The organism is uncultured Parabacteroides sp., assembly GCF_905196875.1.
Lineage (GTDB): Bacteria > Bacteroidota > Bacteroidia > Bacteroidales > Tannerellaceae > Parabacteroides.
Genome location: NZ_CAJJWO010000011.1, coordinates 46,365 through 64,242, shown reverse-complemented (window position 1 = coordinate 64,242; position 17,878 = coordinate 46,365). Strand labels below are relative to the sequence as shown.

General features: G+C 43.4%; 10 protein-coding genes. 8 read left to right on the top strand and 2 right to left on the bottom strand.

Features of this window, described 5'->3' with window-relative positions; genetic code table 11:
- The first annotated feature begins 112 nt into the window (after positions 1-112).
- A complete protein-coding gene (locus tag QZ076_RS06325; RefSeq protein WP_293711355.1) occupies positions 113-3,808 on the top strand; it encodes a hypothetical protein in 3,696 nt (1,231 codons plus the stop codon).
- Between the two features lie 224 nt (positions 3,809-4,032).
- On the opposite strand, the gene QZ076_RS06320 is transcribed toward QZ076_RS06325, so the two are convergent.
- A complete protein-coding gene (locus QZ076_RS06320) occupies positions 4,033-4,524 on the bottom strand; it encodes an NUDIX domain-containing protein (RefSeq protein WP_293711352.1) in 492 nt (163 codons plus the stop codon).
- Between the two features lie 57 nt (positions 4,525-4,581).
- Entirely contained in the window at positions 4,582-6,654 is a 2,073-nt protein-coding gene (locus QZ076_RS06315; RefSeq protein WP_293711349.1) for a DNA topoisomerase 3, read from the bottom strand.
- Between the two features lie 181 nt (positions 6,655-6,835).
- Here QZ076_RS06315 and QZ076_RS06310 point away from each other — a divergent pair, with 181 nt between their 5' ends.
- From QZ076_RS06310 to QZ076_RS06280, 7 genes are all read left to right on the top strand, one after another.
- Positions 6,836-7,432: an RNA polymerase sigma-70 factor gene (locus QZ076_RS06310; protein ID WP_293711346.1), complete on the top strand. Its 597-nt coding sequence runs from the start codon at positions 6,836-6,838 to the stop codon at positions 7,430-7,432.
- 66 nt (positions 7,433-7,498) lie between these two features.
- Positions 7,499-8,479 carry a FecR family protein gene (locus QZ076_RS06305; RefSeq protein WP_293711343.1) on the top strand — a complete coding sequence of 327 codons (981 nt, stop codon included), beginning with the start codon at positions 7,499-7,501 and terminating at the stop codon, positions 8,477-8,479.
- A 196-nt stretch (positions 8,480-8,675) separates the two neighbouring features.
- The gene (locus QZ076_RS06300; protein ID WP_293711340.1) at positions 8,676-11,996 is read left to right on the top strand and encodes a TonB-dependent receptor; all 3,321 of its coding nucleotides are present in this window, start codon (positions 8,676-8,678) and stop codon (positions 11,994-11,996) included.
- A 12-nt stretch (positions 11,997-12,008) separates the two neighbouring features.
- On the top strand, positions 12,009-13,622 hold the full coding sequence (locus QZ076_RS06295) for a RagB/SusD family nutrient uptake outer membrane protein (protein WP_293711337.1): 1,614 nt from the start codon (positions 12,009-12,011) through the stop codon (positions 13,620-13,622).
- A gap of 73 nt (positions 13,623-13,695) precedes the next feature.
- Complete coding sequence (locus QZ076_RS06290; protein WP_293711452.1) at positions 13,696-14,736, top strand: metallophosphoesterase; 1,041 nt, start codon at positions 13,696-13,698, stop codon at positions 14,734-14,736.
- 106 nt (positions 14,737-14,842) lie between these two features.
- Positions 14,843-16,252, top strand: coding sequence for a sulfatase (locus tag QZ076_RS06285; RefSeq protein ID WP_293711334.1), 1,410 nt, complete (start codon positions 14,843-14,845; stop codon positions 16,250-16,252).
- 19 nt (positions 16,253-16,271) lie between these two features.
- Positions 16,272-17,858 carry a sulfatase gene (locus QZ076_RS06280; RefSeq protein ID WP_293711331.1) on the top strand — a complete coding sequence of 529 codons (1,587 nt, stop codon included), beginning with the start codon at positions 16,272-16,274 and terminating at the stop codon, positions 17,856-17,858.
- Positions 17,859-17,878 lie beyond the last annotated feature (20 nt).

Genomic DNA, 17,878 nt, shown 5'->3' with positions numbered 1-17,878 from the left:
ATACTGTAAATAAAGGGCTTTCTTTTGTTTGATATATTTGTCTATATATAACAAAAGATTAGAGATGTTATGTCTGTTGATTTATCGTCTTTTTTCTTTAAATACTATGCATATGAAAAAGAGGTACACTCAAAAGTTGGCAAGCATGATATTGCTTAGCTTAATCAGTTGGCTACCAGTTATGGCCCAAAACTCCATAGAAATAAAAACTATGGAACAATTGCAGGAGGTCTTATCATCACCACAATTAAGAAGTGATGACGTTCTAGATCGGCCTATTACTGCAGAAGGTATTATTGTTGATGAAATAGTACCAGTAAGTATCAGTTCGTATAGAATGCATGGCGGTCCTTTAATTAGGGCCGAAGGGTACACTGGTGTTATTTTGTCTGTTAAAGATGGCGGAAATATAACGATAGAAAATACCATTGACGGTGCGGATTTGGAAGCTCAAAATATGCCATTGATAGACATTCAAAAAGGTGGAACATTGACTCTTGCCGAAGGCGGATCTTTTCAAAGAAATAGGGGAATAGAACATGCTTTATGTGTAATGAATTTTGGAACATTCAATCTCGATGGTGGTTCAATTACTCATAATGTAGGGGAAGACAATCATGTAATTTTTAATTTTGGAACGGCTCATTTATTAAAGGGTGAAATTGCCGGAAATGAGACTCGAGGTTCTATTTATTCAGGAGGTACAACTGTTTTAAATGCATCAGCTATATCTCTGAGTGGGACGGATGCGACTCTATGGGTGGATGAGAATTTCCCCATCAATTTAACTTCTTCTTTGACATCGGAGATTATTATCGAAACAATCATGGATGAAGGTGACGTTGTTGCCATCGGAGGTGGCGTCGGGAATTATACTTTGACCGCAAGCGATCTGGCAAAGATCTCTATTAAAAACTTAAAGCATCCGGATTTGAAGTTGAGTTTGATTAATAATCAGATCATATTATCTAAATCCTCTTCCGGAACAGGTGAAATAACGACAGAAAAAGAATTGCAGGATGCAATTGATAACGCTTCCGGAACATCCGGCGCTCCGACAACTATTACGATTGCTGAAAAGGGGATAACCTTATCTGCTCCGGTAACCATTGACGGCAAGTATCTGAAAATAACAGGTGGAACGATTAAAGCTGATTTTTCCAAAACGCAATGGCTTACGATGTTTGAAATTAAATCAGGTGACGTAAAGTTTGAGAATATCAAATTAGACGGTGCTAAATCGGCGGCAACCAATAATTGGTGTACCTTTATCCGTCAATCGGGAGGAAGTTGTTATTTGGAGAATGGAACTATACTTACAAACGCCCTTGGACATTACGACTGGTATAACGGTATTTTAGTAACCGGCGGGTATTGTTATTTGAATAAAAATGCACGCATCGAACTAAATACCTATGGTATAGGCGGAACAATTCGAATTGAGGGTGACGGACACTTTTCTATCGACGGTGGTATGATGTATGCCAATGAAGACGGTCGTGGAAGTAATATTGAGAATGATGAAGTATATCCCCGGTTCGGAACGGTTTATGTATCTGGAAATATGACCTTTTACTCTGGTGAAGTATCTCATGATTATGTCAGTATCGGTGTAGCTGGTAACCTTATGTATGGGACAGTAGCCGGTGCGAAACTTTTTACGGATGCAATTAAAATGTTCAAAGGAGGAACCATCTCACTGGGTGCCGGGTTATCCGGTAATGTTAATTTATTGTTTGATAATGAAGTAGCCGATGGCGATGTTATCATACGGGGCACAGACAGCTATCAGTTAACGACTTCCGACCTGGCTTGTTTTCGTCTGCCGGACGGTTTCTCTTTGAAAGCAGAGGGGAATACTTTTGTCCTTTCGAAAGCAGGTTCTACCGGAGTTATCGCTACCGTTGATCAATTGCAGGCTGCAATTGATGCCGCACCGGCAGGTACGGTAGATAATCTAACCGAACTGACCATTACTTCTGCCGGAATAGATTTCAACAAAACGGTTACAATCAAAGGCAAACATATTAAGCTGGTAGGAAACAACGTTGTTTATAGCAATATCCTCACAAGTAATATCCGTATGTTTTCCGTCGAATCAAAAGGTAGTTTAACTATTGAGAATGCAACTCTTTTGGGTACAAAGACGGGTACGAATGCTTATTGCTCATTCCTTTTTGTCGATTATGGTTCGTCTGCCATGTTAAACAAGGTGACCATGCAAAGGTCGTTGAGTCAATTAGACACCTGGACAATGTTGCGTATTTACGGAAGTTGTACATTGAAAGATTGCATCATCTCTGAGAATAACGGAGATGCTCTTATTCTTATCGGCTCAAATGGCAATTGCCGGATCGAAGGAGGTAAAATACAAAATAATAGTTGTACGGATAGCAAATATGTTTATAATCTGATACGGAATCTGGGAACATTAGATTATGTTTCAGGTGAATATACCAATAATCACGCGATCTCTCTTTCTTCCCAGGGTACAACGACGCTTCGTTCGGTGCATATCCAGAATTATCTGTCGACACTGATTAAAGACGAAGGAAGTGGAATCTTTGTTTATGGTAATTTGAATTTGTATAATACGGCAACAATAGGCGATGACTTTTACATGGATAAATCCGGTTCACGCTGGGGATGTTTGAATATCTATGGTCAATTGAAAAGTAACCTCGGTTTGGTGTGCCATGACGCTGAAGACGGTTGGGTAATTGCTAAAGGGGCTGATTATATGTTGACACAGGCTGATTTGCAGAAGTTTGTTCTTGCCCAGGCGCTGGCAAAGGAATATACCTTGAAGAAAGTAGACAATACTTTTGTATTGAGTGCTTTAAAAGCGAAGTCGTATAATGTGAAAACAGAAACTTGCCAGAATGGAAAGATTTCAGCCGACAAGGTTACTGCGGCACAGGATGAAATGGTTACTGTAACGGCTACACCTTTGTCGGGCTATAAATTGTATAAGGAAAGCCTTTCTTATAATAAGACCGGTAAATTGCAGTCAACTAATAAAACTAACATCTTTACATTTAAGATGCCGGCTGTCGATGCGCTGATTACTGCCGAGTTTATTCCTGACGGAGTAACTGTTGCTCCTGTTGATACTTCTAAATTTGATCCGGATAACGACCTTATTCCGGATACAGGAATTGGCAACTTGGATTCATTAATTGCAATTTTAAATCCGAAAGAGATCTATCCTAAAGCTCAACCTGTTCCGGATGAAGATCTGCCCGGTATTTTGCAAGACGAAGTGAAGGATGCAGAACGCAATGGCGATGAGGTTATAGGTTCGTTAGAGGAGCTGATCGATATTGTTTCAGGAAATGGCGGCGGACAAAGCCAGACCTATTATGATCTTCCGGTCAAACTAACCATTGTTTGTTATCTGCCGAAGATTCAGGTTGCAGGAGGATTGCGTGTATCATCGGAAGCCGGAAACTATTACATCCTGAATGAATCGAAAGGGAGGATATCTCGTATCGTCCCAACGTATGATGCCGAGTCGAATGCCCTGATTTTCCAAACCAGCCGATTAGGAGTATTTACTGTTATGCGTTCTAACTCGTCTACCGCTGCAGAGGAGATAACTTTAGATGCATTGAAGATAGAATCTTATAATAAAGAGATTGTCATTTCTAATTTGCCTGTCGGTAAGCCTTATGCTATTTACAATGCGGCAGGACAATTATTGGATACAGGAACAGGAAACGGGTTGCAAATCCGATACCGTCCGTCATTGGCAGGCATATATATTGTAGAATATAAGGAAGGAGCACAAAAAGTTTATGTTCAATAGAACTATTCACCATTCACCTCATCCTCTTTAACATGCTGGACTATTTCTGTTTAAGTGGATGGATATCGGGTGAATGGTTGTTGTAAAAGGTGAAGGGCTGAGGCGAACCCTTCACCTTTTGTCTTAATCTTTCACTCGTATTGTGGTATGTTTATCCCTTGTTATTTAATAGTTAAAAGAATACAGGGTGAATGGTGAATAGTTTTGTGCTTGTTTTTTATATGTTATAAGAATAACCTTTTAAACTCCTGTTCAAAGTTAGGAGTAAACACATTCTTTCCCAGATTTGCTTTGATCTCTTCGATCGGCCAGAAGCGTCCGCCGTCCAGTTCTTCGGTATCCGGTATGATCTTTCCGTCATAAACAGTACGGAAGGTATTGACGAGTTCTTTCTCGATGGCCGACTCAAAGACATAACGGGTGATGAATTCGGGGATAAAGTCCGTTATACCCAGTTCTTCGCGTACTTCGCGGCGGAGGGCTTCTTCTACTGTTTCGCCATAATCGATATGTCCGCCTACGGCTGTGTCCCATTTGCCGGGTTGGATATCTTTCGACATAGAGCGTTTTTGCAGATATAATTCGCCATCCTTATTGAAGATATGCAAATGTATTACCGGGTGGAGTTGTTTACTTCCGCTATGGCATTCCCTGCGGGTAGCTTTGCCTATTGTTTCTCCCTCTTCATTTACCAGAGGGAACCATTCTTCTTTCATCTTTCTAATTGTTTGAGGTTGCAAAGATAAGGAATAAAGGTCGCTGGAATGTGAAATTTAATTGTTACTTTTACCAATTACCTTTATCAACTCTTCATCCGATAATCCTTCTCCATAAGTCGCATAATCCAGACGGAAGGTACAGCCGTTCTTGTATTCTGAACATCCATAAGCTGTCTTGCCTCGTAGAATACTTCCTTTTTTACAGATCGGACAAACCGGCTTCTCTGATTGTTTGGGGGCTGCTTTCTCTTTCGGAGTCTCTTCCTTCTTAGCACGGGGCTTACGGGGTTTCTTTTCCTTTTTTTCTTCTTCTTTGGGAGTTTCTTTAACAGCCTCGGTAATCGTGATTGAACGGGTCGATTGGTCGGACAGGACGTTGATGACTACCTGGTTGACCATCTGTTTCAACTCCTCCAGGAAGGTACGGGCTTCATAAGTGCCTCGTTCGATCTGGCGCAGTTTCTTTTCCCATAGACCGGTTAGTTCGGCACTTTTGAGCAGTTCCTCATGTATGGTGCCGATCAGTTCGACACCGGTAGCGGTAGGGAACAGGTTTTTGCGCTCCTTCCGGATGTAGTTGCGTTTGAACAGTGTTTCGATAATGGCGGCGCGTGTGGAGGGGCGGCCAATGCCGTTTTCCTTCAGGGCGTCGCGCAGTTCATCGTTGTCTACCAGCTTACCGGCCGTTTCCATGGCACGAAGTAGGGTCGCTTCGGTATAAGGCTTGGGGGGAGTAGTCCACGTTTCCTTTAAAATCGGTTTGTGTGGGCCGCTTTCACCTTTTACGAAGTCGGGCAATACACCTTCCTCTTCGGTCGGTTCGGCATCGGGGTCTTTTTGTTCGGCACCGAATACGACACGCCATCCCGGTTTGAGAATCTGTTTACCGGTTACTTTGAAATCCACTTTGTCTACCTTACCGAGTACGGTGGTAGTCGATATATCACAATCTGGATAGAAAGCAGCTATGAAGCGACGGGTAACCAGATCGTACACCTTCCGCTCATTTTCCGTCAGGTTGCGGGCGGGTACCCCGGTCGGGATAATGGCATGGTGATCGGTTACTTTCGTGTTGTCGAATACTCTTTTACTTTTGGGGATCTTGGCGGATAATACCGGAGCCGTTAACTCGGTATAATCGACCAGACCTTTCAATGTATTGGGAACTTTCGGATAAATGTCCTCACTCAGGAAAGTAGTATCCACACGGGGATAGGTCGTCACTTTCTTTTCATAGAGCGACTGGATCAACTTCAATGTATCGTCGGCGGTAAAAGCAAATTTCTTATTGCATTCTACCTGCAAGGAAGTCAGGTCGAAAAGCCTCGGAGCATACTCTTTCCCTTTCTTTTCGGAAATATCGGTGACGGTGAAGTCTTCCTTTTGTACTACTTCCAGAAAAGCTTCTCCTTCTTCTTTTTTGGTGAATTTACCTTTCGTCGCAGAGAAAGTCGTATTCCGGTAGATCGTTTTTAATTCCCAGTAAGGTTCGGGCTTGAAGTTGTCGATCTCCGCCTGGCGGTTTACGATCAAGGCGAGTGTCGGAGTCTGCACCCGTCCGATGGAAAGCACCTGACGGTTTTGTCCGTAACGGATCGTATAGAGCCGAGTTGCGTTCATACCCAATAACCAGTCGCCGATAGCCCGTGACAGTCCGGCTTCATATAGTGTCTTGAATTCTGTTTGTTCTTTCAGATGTTGGAACCCTTCGCGGATAGCTTCTTCCGTCAAAGAAGAAATCCATAACCGGTATACCGGACAAGTGCATCCGGCTTTTTGCATCACCCAGCGTTGTATCAGTTCTCCTTCCTGGCCGGCATCACCGCAGTTGATCACCATTTCTGCATTCTGCATCAGAGTTTCGATCACTTTGAACTGCTGCTCGTAAGTCGGGTTGCTGATCAGTTTGATACCGAATCGGGGAGGGATCATCGGTAGCGCACTCAGGCTCCACCGTTTCCACTCGTCGGCATAGTCGTGAGGTTCCTTCAGCGTACACAGATGACCGAATGTCCAGGTAACCTGATACCCGTTTCCTTCAATATACCCGTTCATCTTTTTGGTAGCCCCCAGTACTTCGGCAATCTCGCGTGCCACACTCGGCTTTTCAGCAATACATACTTTCATCTGCAATCTAATCCTTTCGTAAAAATCACACAAATGTACGTTTTCTTACTGAGTTTTCCATAATAAAGTTACCACCGAAACAAATACTTCTTTCAAATGTAATAGGGGATATAATGGAATCTTTTTATATTTGGCGACTGGAAAGGACTCTGTAAGCAAGAACGAGATATTTATAAATAGGATGTATATCAACTCGGAACAAGAACGTAAATTAATAACAGGATTACTCAATAATGATGAGACCGCATTCTGTGAATTATACGCATTGTATAAGAACAGGCTGATGTATTTTGCCATGACGTTTCTGAAATCTAAAGAATTCGCTGAAGATATTTATCAGGATGCTTTTGCTTCTGTCTGGCAGAATCGTCGTTTCCTGAATCCGGAGTCTCCGTTTGCACCTTATATTTATACGATTGTAAAGAACAGGGTATTGAATGTACTTGCCGGTATCGATAAAGAGCAGCAACTGAAGAATAAGATCTTATCGGTGGCTGTAGAAATCACGAATGATACGGAGGAAGCTATTCTGGATGCCGATTTGAATAAGTTATTGGATAAAGCCCTACTGAACCTGACTGTGCAACAACGAAGGATATTCGATATGAGCAGGAAAGAGATGAAATCACATAAGGAAATAGCCGACGAATTAGGCATTTCTGTTTATACGGTTCAGCAACATATTTCTGCATCATTGAAGACAATCCGTATTTATCTGGCTAAATATGCCGGAACGTATACCGACCTGCTGTTACTTCTATTTTGCTTTAATATATAATAAAAGTTAATGATATCCCAGTTGTACCCCTTATCTATGTACTATTTATATACACGCAAAAAAGATATGGAGCAATTGAAACAAAATACTATTTTAAAACGATTTATAAACGGAATATATAGCCGTAAAGATGCCGACCGGATCATAGAGCTGTTTCGTTCGCAGCAGCATACGAAAGAGGTAGATGAGGAAATGGATCACGTATGGCAATCGGCACAGGCAGAGGAAACGACATATCTTCAACACGAACGCTATACAGCGGAGGCACGTATGTTATTGAACCGTATCTGTAAAGAAGAGAAGAAGTTCTCATTTGTTTCATTACTGAAATATGCTGCTATTTTGGTTCTTGTTTTTTCTGTGGGGTTGGGAGTCTATCAGTTTTCGCAGGTGGCAGATTTGCAAAATATGACGTATACGGAAATACGGGTTAAAAACGGGGAACATAAACAGGTGATCCTGCCGGACGGAACGAAAGTCATACTGAACGCTGGTTCCTTTATGAAATATCCGGAACGGTTTGCAGAGGATTTTCGTCAGATAGAAATGGATGGAGAAGCCTTTTTCGAAGTCGTGCATGATGAAGATAAACCATTTATCGTTTCCACCAAAGATGCCAGTGTAAAGGTGTTGGGTACCTCATTCAATGTAAAAGCCTACGACGCGGATGAACAGATTTTGGTGAGTGTCCGGTCTGGTAAAGTCCAGGTGGATATGACGGATGCCATGATGCGTTTGTTGCCCGATGAGCAGCTTGTCTTTTCCAGGAAAAACGGGGAGATACAGAAGCGGAATGAAAGTGCACGTCATGCAACAGTTTGGATCGATGGAGGTCTGTATTTTAACAAGACGCCGATCCGTAGCGTTGCAAAAGAACTGGAGCGAATGTATAACTGCAAGATTGAGTTTTCCGGCAATGTTCCTTATGATAATTATATATATGGAGAACACGATAATAAAAGTCTGGAATCGGTTCTTAAGTCTATCCAGTATTCAACGGATATAAAATACCGTAAGGAGGACGATAAAATTATATTCTATAAATAAAATTGATTATTAACCTGTTAATCGAAAATGTTATGAAAGATACAACCTGAAATACATCAAAAGAAAAGGAAGACCTGTAGCAGACCTTCCCTTCAAAATTCCTGTAAAATAATACCAAGCGTCCACTCCCGGTATTATTTTATACGGAGTCGTTTTTAATATTTCTATTTAAAACAACAATTAAACTCCCAAAGTTATGAACTTCCTAACTAATAAGAAGTATCGCTGGGCCGGTTATTTCGTACATTTTGTTTTTTTAGCAATTTTGTGTTTACAGCCTTTGGCCGCCCAACCGAACCAGTCAGAGAAAATAACAATTCAAGTACAGAATCAACCTGTAGAAAAGATTTTTAAGGAGATATCCGAAAAGACAGGCTTAAAATTCTTTTATGGAGAAACAGTTCTTAAAGCGAATCAATCGTTAAGTTTAAATTTTCGGGATGCTTCCCTTTCTACCGTATTGGCAGAAATCACGAAGCAGGCCGGATTACATTTCGACAGAACGGATAATACCATTTCTGTCAGTAAGAAAGCGGTAGGAGGACCTACATCTTCTTCCTCTCAATCATTACGTCCTGTTTCCGGAATAATAGTTGATGAAAACGGAGAGCCTGTCATTGGCGCGAATATTGTTATCAAAGGAACAACGAACGGTACGGTGACAGACCTGAACGGAAAGTATGCAATTGAGGCCGGTAATGATGACGTCCTGCTTGTTTCTTATATCGGATATCTTCCGCAGGAAATAAAAGTGGGTAATAAGACGGTCTATAATCTTAAGTTGCAGGTCGATGCACAGAACCTGGAAGAGGTCGTAGTTGTCGGGTATGGCACGATGAAGAAAAAAGATTTGATGGGAGCTGCTTCTGTCCTGAGCGGCGAAAATCTGGCTACCAATTCGAATATTTCAGTCGGAGGAGCTTTACAGGGAAAGATGTCGGGGATGTCTGTCCTGAGCAACAGCGGTTTCCCCGGCGCTGAGACATCTATCAAGATACGTGGGGTCGGGACTTTCGGTAGCGGTAGCGACAGTAATCCGCTTATTATTATTGACGGGGTTCCTGTTACATCCGGTTTTGAGACTTTGAATCCCGGTGATATCGAAACTGTAAACGTTTTGAAGGATGCTTCTTCTGCTGCTATTTACGGATCGCGTGCAGCCAATGGGGTTATTTTGATTTCAACCAAGAAGGGGTCTACCGGTGCGGCTAAAGTGTCCGTCAATGCAACATGGGGTATGCAAACAGCTTCCAATATTATGGATCTGCTGACTGCAGAAGAATTTGTTTCAGCCATTCAGGAAATGCGTGATAATAAACAAGCGATTGACGGAGGAAGTCCGACTACCAAGTTTGATGGTATCAATCCTTCGACATTTGGTAAAGGAACCAAATGGAGTGATTATATTTATAGCTCAGCGCCAACTTATAATATAAATACCAGTGTATCGGGAGGTGGTGAAAAAACTCGTTATTATCTTTCTGCCGAATATCTGAATCAGGATGGTATTGCCATCAATACCGGTTTCCAGAAAGCATCTTTACGTGCTAATATAGAAGGACAGGTCAATAGTCGCCTGACAATAGGTAACAATGTGCATCTGGCATACCGCAACACGAAAGGCAGTAAAGACAACCGTTACTCCGATGTTATTTTCAATGCACCGATCATCCCGGCTTATGATGCGGATGGTAGCTACGGAGAGCCCGACCCAGCCTATACCAGTTCCAAGAATGCCATTGCCGAAGTGGGTTGGAACACACCTACGAACGATAATTACCGCGTATTGGATAATCTGTTCGTGGAATATAAGTTCACCGACTGGTTAAAGTTCCGTTTTAATGGAGGTATCGATATGGTTTATTCGGAAGATAAAGCATTTATGCCTCTTTTCAGTGACGGGGGACAGACCAATAACCAGAATAGCTATTCGGAGAACCGCCAGAAGGAGTTTATGTGGGTAACGGATTATTTGCTCTATTTTGATAAGGTCTTTGGTAAACATACGATCAATGCTATGGGTGGTTTTTCCCAGCAGCTGTTTTCGAAGGATAACCTGAAAGGTGTTGTAAAGGATTTTGTTTCCGAAGTAGATAATATGCATGTGATCAATGGAGGTACAAATTCTATCGATCGGACGTTGGAGGGAGGAAAGAGCCAGCTGGCGTTGGCTTCCTGGTTCGGACGCGTCAATTACGATTATGCCGGAAGATATCTTTTCTCTGTTAATTTAAGGGCTGACGGTTCTTCCCGTTTCAAAGGGGACGAACGTTGGGGTGTTTTCCCTTCTTTCTCCGGTGCCTGGCGTATCTCTGAAGAAGATTTCTTCTCGGTAAAGTCGATTAGTTCTCTGAAGTTGAGAGCATCGTGGGGACAATTAGGAAACCAGTCAATCGGTTCATGGTATCCGACCATCGCAGCGGTAGAAAGCCAGAAAGTGATGTTGGGTAATGGCGGAAATAACCAGATTTTATATTACGGATACAGCCAGACTGCTTTGTCTAACAGGAAACTGAAATGGGAAACGACAACGATGACCAATATAGGTGTCGACCTGGGTTTGCTGAACGGTAAACTGTTTATGACGGCCGATTATTTTATCAAGAGTACAGACGGTATTTTGCGCAGCATGGTATTACCGCTCTCTGTGGGTATGACTGCGCCGAACGTGAACTATGCAAAAGTTCAGAACCGTGGTTTTGACCTTGAAGTAGGATATAACGGTAAGGTAAGGGATTTCTCGTTTAGTGTCTCTGGAAACGTTTCTTTCCTGCATAATGAAATCAAGAAGTTGAGTGAAGGTGTAACGGAAGAAGTTACCTCTATCGGTAGTTACGGTGGCGTGACGATCAATCGTGTCGGCGAGCCGGTCGATGCATTATATGGTTATAAGACCGGAGGTGTTATCACGACTCAGGAAGAAGCCGATAAATATAAAGCGATGGGGCAGGGGAATGCCAAGATCGGACGTTTGAAATATGTAGACTTGGATGGTAACGGCAAGATTGATAGTGACGACCGTACTATTTTAGGTAGTTATATCCCCAAGGTAAGTGCCGGTCTAACTCTTTCTGCCGACTGGAAAGGATTTGATTTCAATGCTGTGTTTGCCGGTGTTTTCGGAAGGAAGCAACATGCACCGATGTCGTTCCAGAACCGTTTTCCAAACCGTAATATGAGCCGTCACTGGTATGACAACCGCTGGACATTGGGGGCTGATCCGGAAGGGAAGTATCCGGCACTGATCCAGTCCGAATCGTATGAAGAGATGACGGATCTGATGGTTGCCAATACGTCATTCGTGAAATTGCGCTCGTTGACTTTAGGTTATACTGTTCCTGTAAAATCGTTCAGAACACGCGTGTTCGTATCCGGAGAGAACCTCTTTACGATCCATAGTAAATCGTTTGACGGTTTCGATCCCGAGAATGGTAACGGGGTAGGACATTATACGAATTGGGGAGACGACTTCCCGACTCCGAGAATATTTTTGGTAGGTTTGAATTTAACATTTTAAAAGAAGATGGTTATGAAATCGAATATAATAGGATTATTGATCTTGTTGTGTATACTGACAACAAGCTGTATGGATAATTTCCTGGACCGGAATCCTTATGGTTCAATTGACGAAACGACTTTCTTTACCCAGAAGGAGCATGCTAATCTGGCGGCTATGGCCTGCTATGCCAAGTTGCAGAAGCTGAATGCCCATTGGGCGGACGCTCAATTGGAGCTGGGAATGACTGGTGATCTATCATCTGCCGGTTTTAAAGATGCCCAGCCTTTTTATGTCGGATCATTTAATCCGAATGAATCGAATCTGGTGAAAGGTATCTGGCAGCGTGCTTATCAGGGGATAGCTGTTTGTAATAAAAATATCGAAGGAGTGAAGAATATGCCTGCCGATATCATCGATGAAGATACCCGCAATAAACACCTGGCTGAGATGTTCTTTATCCGGGCATTCTGGTATTTCCGCCTGGTTCAGTTCTACGGGGATGTTCCTTTGCGTTCCGTTTCTGTATTAGACCCGACCAATGGAGATGATGTACAATTAGCAGCAACTCCCAAGAATGAGATCATTAAGCAGACCGTTCTTCCTGATCTTGAATTTGCCGCTCGGAATTTACCCGATGCCTGGGAAGATAAATATCAGAACCGGGCAACGAAAGGAGCTGCTTATGCTTACTTATGTGAAGTCTATCTGTATGAAAAGGAGTATGAGAATGCAATAAAAGCCGGTGAACAGGTTGAGAAATACGGCTATTCATTAATTGAAAATCCGGGGAATGTGTTGAGAGTTGATTATGAAGCATGTCCGGAGATCATTTTCTCGGTAGGTTTTGGCAGTGGTGTGGAAACATACCGTGAGTTCTATTGGGGTACTATAGAAGATTTGGGTGAAGACGGACGTATTATGCGTGGCGATACCTATTCCGGCGATTATTTTTATCCGTCCCGCGAATTGGTTGATTTCTATGAAGCGATAGACGGTAAGCCGATCAATGAATCGTCTTATTATAAAGCGACTGAAAGTTGGAAAAACCGTGATCCGCGTTTCGATGCTACATTTTTCACTGTCATGGATGAAGTCGAAACGACGACTGGAAAACAGATGACATGGAAGCAGGACTGGCTTGTAAATACGGCAACCGGCTATGATGTTCAGAAAAGAGGAGTATGGTATGGAGAGAACACCTGGAATAAACGAACGGATATCCATTTAATGCTTTTGCCGAGAGTTTATTTGCATATTGCGGAGGCGTATGCATTAAAGTCGGCTCCTGATTATGCAAAATGCTCTGAATATATAGAAAAAGTCCGTTCACGTGCCCGCCGTTTCGCATTAGCTAATCCGGAGAAATATATACCTGAAGGAATGGCCGATAAAGATGTATTACCGCCGTTCACAATCACCAACGGGCAGGAAGCCATGAATGCGATAAACTACGAATCGAGAGTAGAACTTTTTGCAGTAGACTGCATGCGGTATTATGATTTGAAACGTTGGGGAACATTGAAAGAAGAATGGCCCCGTGTCGGCGGGTTTGCCTGGGATGAAAAATTGTTTGATTTGCCTTATCCGGCCGACGAATTGAATTCCAATAAGAATCTGCAACAACACTCCGGATGGGGTAACTGATCTGTATCTCTTTAATGAATAGATAGATAAAATGAAGAAGCTTATTTGTATATGTATGCTGTTGCCATTTCTGATGGCAACAGCTCAGAATAAAAGCGGACAACCGGGAGCCGGAAAGCCGGAGCTGACGGATGCCGAATCGTTTTCAATGATCCTTTTACCGGACCCGCAGAGTTATACCAAGTTCGATACCAACCAGCCGCTTTTCGACCTGATGACTGCATGGACGGCTGCTAATCTGGAGAAACTGTCGGTGAAGGCTGTGTTATGTACCGGTGATCTGGTAGAACAAAACGAATATATCGTCCCGGATAATGTAAACGGAAACCAGACAAGTACCCAGCAATGGAAAGCAGCTTCCAATGCCTTTGCTAAGTTAGATAATAAGATACCTTATATCATTTGTGGAGGGAATCATGATTACGGATATACTCGTTCGGAGAACCGCTTGTGCCGGTTTCCTGAATATTTCCCGGTGGAGCGTAACAGTACATGGAAAAACTCATTAGTCAGCGTTTGCAATAATGCATTTGGATTGCCGACATTGGAAAATGCGGCGTTTGCGTTCGATGAACCTCATTGGGGTAAAATTCTTGTTATTACGACAGAGTTTGCTCCCCGTGATGAGGTGCTCGAATGGGCGAAAGATTTAGCTGCCAGTAAGAAGTTTGCCGATCATAAGGTTTTCGTACTGACACATTCCTATTTGAGGTGGGATGGAACGGTGATCGAATCTGAAAACTATAAAGTCACTCCGGCTAATTATGGGAAAGCGATCTGGGATAAACTCTTGTATCCTTCTTCCAATATTCGTATGTTGATTTGTGGTCACTATTGTCTGGTCGATGATTTTTGCCACAATGTAGGACGCCGTATAGATAAGAATATAGCAGGGAAGAGTGTATGCCAAATGATGTTCAATGCTCAGACAGCCGGAGGTGGTTGGCATGGGAACGGGGGAGACGGTTGGTTGCGTATCCTGGAATTTATGCCGGACGGGAAAACGATCAAGGTAAAAACCTATTCTCCTTTATTCGGTATTTCTCCGACCACAGAATCGTTTGCCTGGCGTACCGGCGACTGTGATGAATTCGATATCGTGATTGAACCTTAAGCGTTTGTAGGAAGAAAACTCCTGTTATATTATTTGTTTCTTTGGAAAACTTTGCGAACTTTGTCTATTCTTAAAGTTCGCAAAGTTTAACAAGAAACATAATATCATGAACACTAAACTTTTCTTATTGGCTGCTACATCCGCATTTTCAATGACTGGTGTGGCCGCAGACTATACTAATTTCATTATTATCAATCTGGATGATGCAGGTTACGGAGACTTCTCTTACAATGGTGCATACGGATATAAAACGCCGAACATCGACCGTATGGCCGCCGAAGGAGTCCGCTTCACCCATTTTCTTGCCGGTCAACCCATCAGCGGTGCATCGCGTGCCGGATTGCTCACCGGATGCTATCCGAACCGTATCGGTTTTGCCGGAGCTCCCGGTCCGGGTTCCGATTATGGAATCAGTCCGGATGAAATGACGATAGGAGAACTGTTGAAACAAAAAGGATATAGTACGGCCGTTTTCGGTAAATGGCATTTGGGAGACGCCAGACAATTCCTGCCTTTGCAGAATGGTTTCGATGAATATTACGGATTGCCTTATTCCAACGATATGTGGCCTTTCCACCCGCAGCAGGGAGAAGTGTTTAATTTCCCCGACCTGCCGACTTACGATGGAAACGAAATAGTCGGTTATAACACCGACCAGACACAATTTACTACTGATTATACGAACCGTACGGTAAACTTCATTAAGAAAAATAAAAATAAACCGTTTTTTATCTATCTGGCACATTCCATGCCGCACGTGCCGCTGGCTGTTTCCGATAAGTTTAAAGGGAAGAGCGAACAGGGGCTGTATGGCGATGTGATGATGGAACTCGACTGGAGTGTCGGCGAAGTGTTGAAAGCTCTTCGTGAGCAGGGACTGGAAGAAAATACGCTGATCGTCCTTACCTCCGATAACGGCCCGTGGACAAACTATGGAAATCATGCCGGCTCGGCCGGAGGGCTTCGCGAAGCTAAAGCAACGACCTTCGATGGCGGTAACCGTATCCCTTGCGTGATGTACTGGAAAGGAACGACCCAACCGGGAACCACCTGTAATAAACTGGCTTCCAACATAGACCTGTTCCCTACATTGGCGGAACTCAGCGGTGCCCCGCTTCCCCAACGTAAGATCGACGGTATAAGCATTGTGCCTCTTATCAAAGGAGAAAAAGAAGCCAATCCGCGCGAGTCGTTCGTTTATTATTATCATAAGAACGATTTGGAAGCCGTTACGGATGGTAAGTTTAAACTTGTTTTCCCTCATAAATATGTCACTTATGGTGCTTATGCGCCGGGTAACGACGGTCAGCCGGGTAATTTGACGAACCTAGAACTGAAGAAAGCTGAGATGTATGACCTGCGTCGTGACCCGGGAGAACGTTACGATATCATATCCCAATATCCCGAAGAAGCGGCTAAGCTGATGAACATCGCCGACGATATGCGTAAGGATCTGGGAGATAATCTGACACGTGTGAAGGGAACAGGACGTCGCGAACCAGGAAAACTGAAATAACAAAATTATTATATAGACAATGAAAAACGCTGATCTAATTTTAAAGGTAGGTATGTTGGCAACATGCTTGCCCATCATTGGTTGCAACTCGAACAAAAAGACGGAGAAAGAAGTGGAGGAACGTCCGAATATTCTCTTTATTTTGTCTGACGACCACACCGGTCAGGCATGGGGTATCTATGGGGGTATCCTGGCTGATTATGTAAAGAATGAAAATATCCGTCGTTTGGCTGACGAAGGTTGTGTGTTGGATAATTGTTTCTGTACCAACTCGATCTCCGCACCGAGCCGTGCCGCTATCATGACCGGAGCATACAGCCACCGTAATGGTGTGTATACTCTGGAAGACGGATTGGAGCCGGCTGTCGATAACATTGCGAAACAAATGCAGGCCGGTGGCTATCAGACAGCCTTGATCGGTAAGTGGCATTTGAAGAGACAACCTGCCGGTTTCGATCATTTCAATGTGTTCCACGATCAGGGGGAATACGTGAACCCTATTTTTAAGACTGCGGAAAACTGGGTGGACGACGATAAAGGGAAACAAGGTGTAGAGGTAAAAGGCTTCTCGACTGATATCGTTACCGATCAGACCATGGAGTGGATACGCAACCGTGATAAGGACAAACCTTTCATGATGTGTTGCCATTTCAAAGCAACCCACGAACCCTGGGATTACCCCGAACGAATGAAACATCTTTATGACGATGTAGTATTCCCTGAACCTGAAAGCATGATGGAGTTCGGTCCGGAAGAGTCGGGCAGGGCTTTCACCGGACAGCAGTTGGAGAATATGGGGTGGCGTTGGGAGACCGCTTCGAAAGATCCGGATGCCTGGTGGTGTCGTTATCCGGAACTACCTTTCTCTACAAAAGGCATGGATAAGGTTGCCGCCCGTAAGAAGATCTACCAGAAGATGATCAAGGACTACCTGCGTTGTGGTGCTACGATCGACGATAATATCGGTCGTCTGTTGAAAATGCTCGATGAAGAGGGGCTGAGTAAGAATACGATCGTAGTCTATGTTTCCGACCAGGGGTATTTCCTGGGTGAGCACGGTATGTTCGATAAGCGGATGATGTACGAAGAACCTTTGCACATGCCTTTCGTGATCCGTTACCCGAAAGAAATTCCGGCTGGTACACGCAACAAAGATATTATCCTGAATGTGGATTTCGCATCTACGCTGGCCGATTATGCCGGAGTGAAAGCACCGGAACTGTCACAGGGAAATAGTTTCCGCGAAAACCTGAAAGGGCAGACCCCGGGCGATTGGCGCAAGGAAATGTATTATCGTTACTGGACACACCATGACATCCGTCCGGCTCACATGGGTATCCGCAATGAACGCTATAAACTGATGTTCCTCTATGGCGACCGCTTGAATGCGACCGGCTCGGATCCGAAACCGACAACTCCGGCCTGGGAATTCCATGACTTGCAGGTAGACCCGAAGGAAGATAAGAACATGTATAATGATCCTCAGTATAAAGATATCATCAAAGAAATGAAGCAGGAGTTATTGAAACTTCGTGAACAAGTAGGAGATACCGATGCCGATACGCCACGGATGAAGGAAATAATGGATCAATATTACTGGATGTAAGATACAACCACTAATTTATT

Excerpts from the sequence above, each read along its gene's own strand:
- QZ076_RS06290 (WP_293711452.1), top strand. The coding sequence starts at position 13,696 with ATGGCAACAGCTCAGAATAAAAGCGGACAACCGGGAGCCGGAAAGCCG.
- QZ076_RS06285 (WP_293711334.1), top strand. The coding sequence starts at position 14,843 with ATGAACACTAAACTTTTCTTATTGGCTGCTACATCCGCATTTTCAATG.
- QZ076_RS06280 (WP_293711331.1), top strand. The coding sequence starts at position 16,272 with ATGAAAAACGCTGATCTAATTTTAAAGGTAGGTATGTTGGCAACATGC.
- QZ076_RS06325 (WP_293711355.1), top strand. The coding sequence starts at position 113 with ATGAAAAAGAGGTACACTCAAAAGTTGGCAAGCATGATATTGCTTAGC.
- QZ076_RS06300 (WP_293711340.1), top strand. The coding sequence starts at position 8,676 with ATGAACTTCCTAACTAATAAGAAGTATCGCTGGGCCGGTTATTTCGTA.
- QZ076_RS06305 (WP_293711343.1), top strand. The coding sequence starts at position 7,499 with ATGGAGCAATTGAAACAAAATACTATTTTAAAACGATTTATAAACGGA.
- QZ076_RS06295 (WP_293711337.1), top strand. The coding sequence starts at position 12,009 with ATGAAATCGAATATAATAGGATTATTGATCTTGTTGTGTATACTGACA.
- QZ076_RS06320 (WP_293711352.1), bottom strand. The coding sequence starts at position 4,524 with ATGAAAGAAGAATGGTTCCCTCTGGTAAATGAAGAGGGAGAAACAATA.
- QZ076_RS06315 (WP_293711349.1), bottom strand. The coding sequence starts at position 6,654 with ATGAAAGTATGTATTGCTGAAAAGCCGAGTGTGGCACGCGAGATTGCC.
- QZ076_RS06310 (WP_293711346.1), top strand. The coding sequence starts at position 6,836 with ATGTATATCAACTCGGAACAAGAACGTAAATTAATAACAGGATTACTC.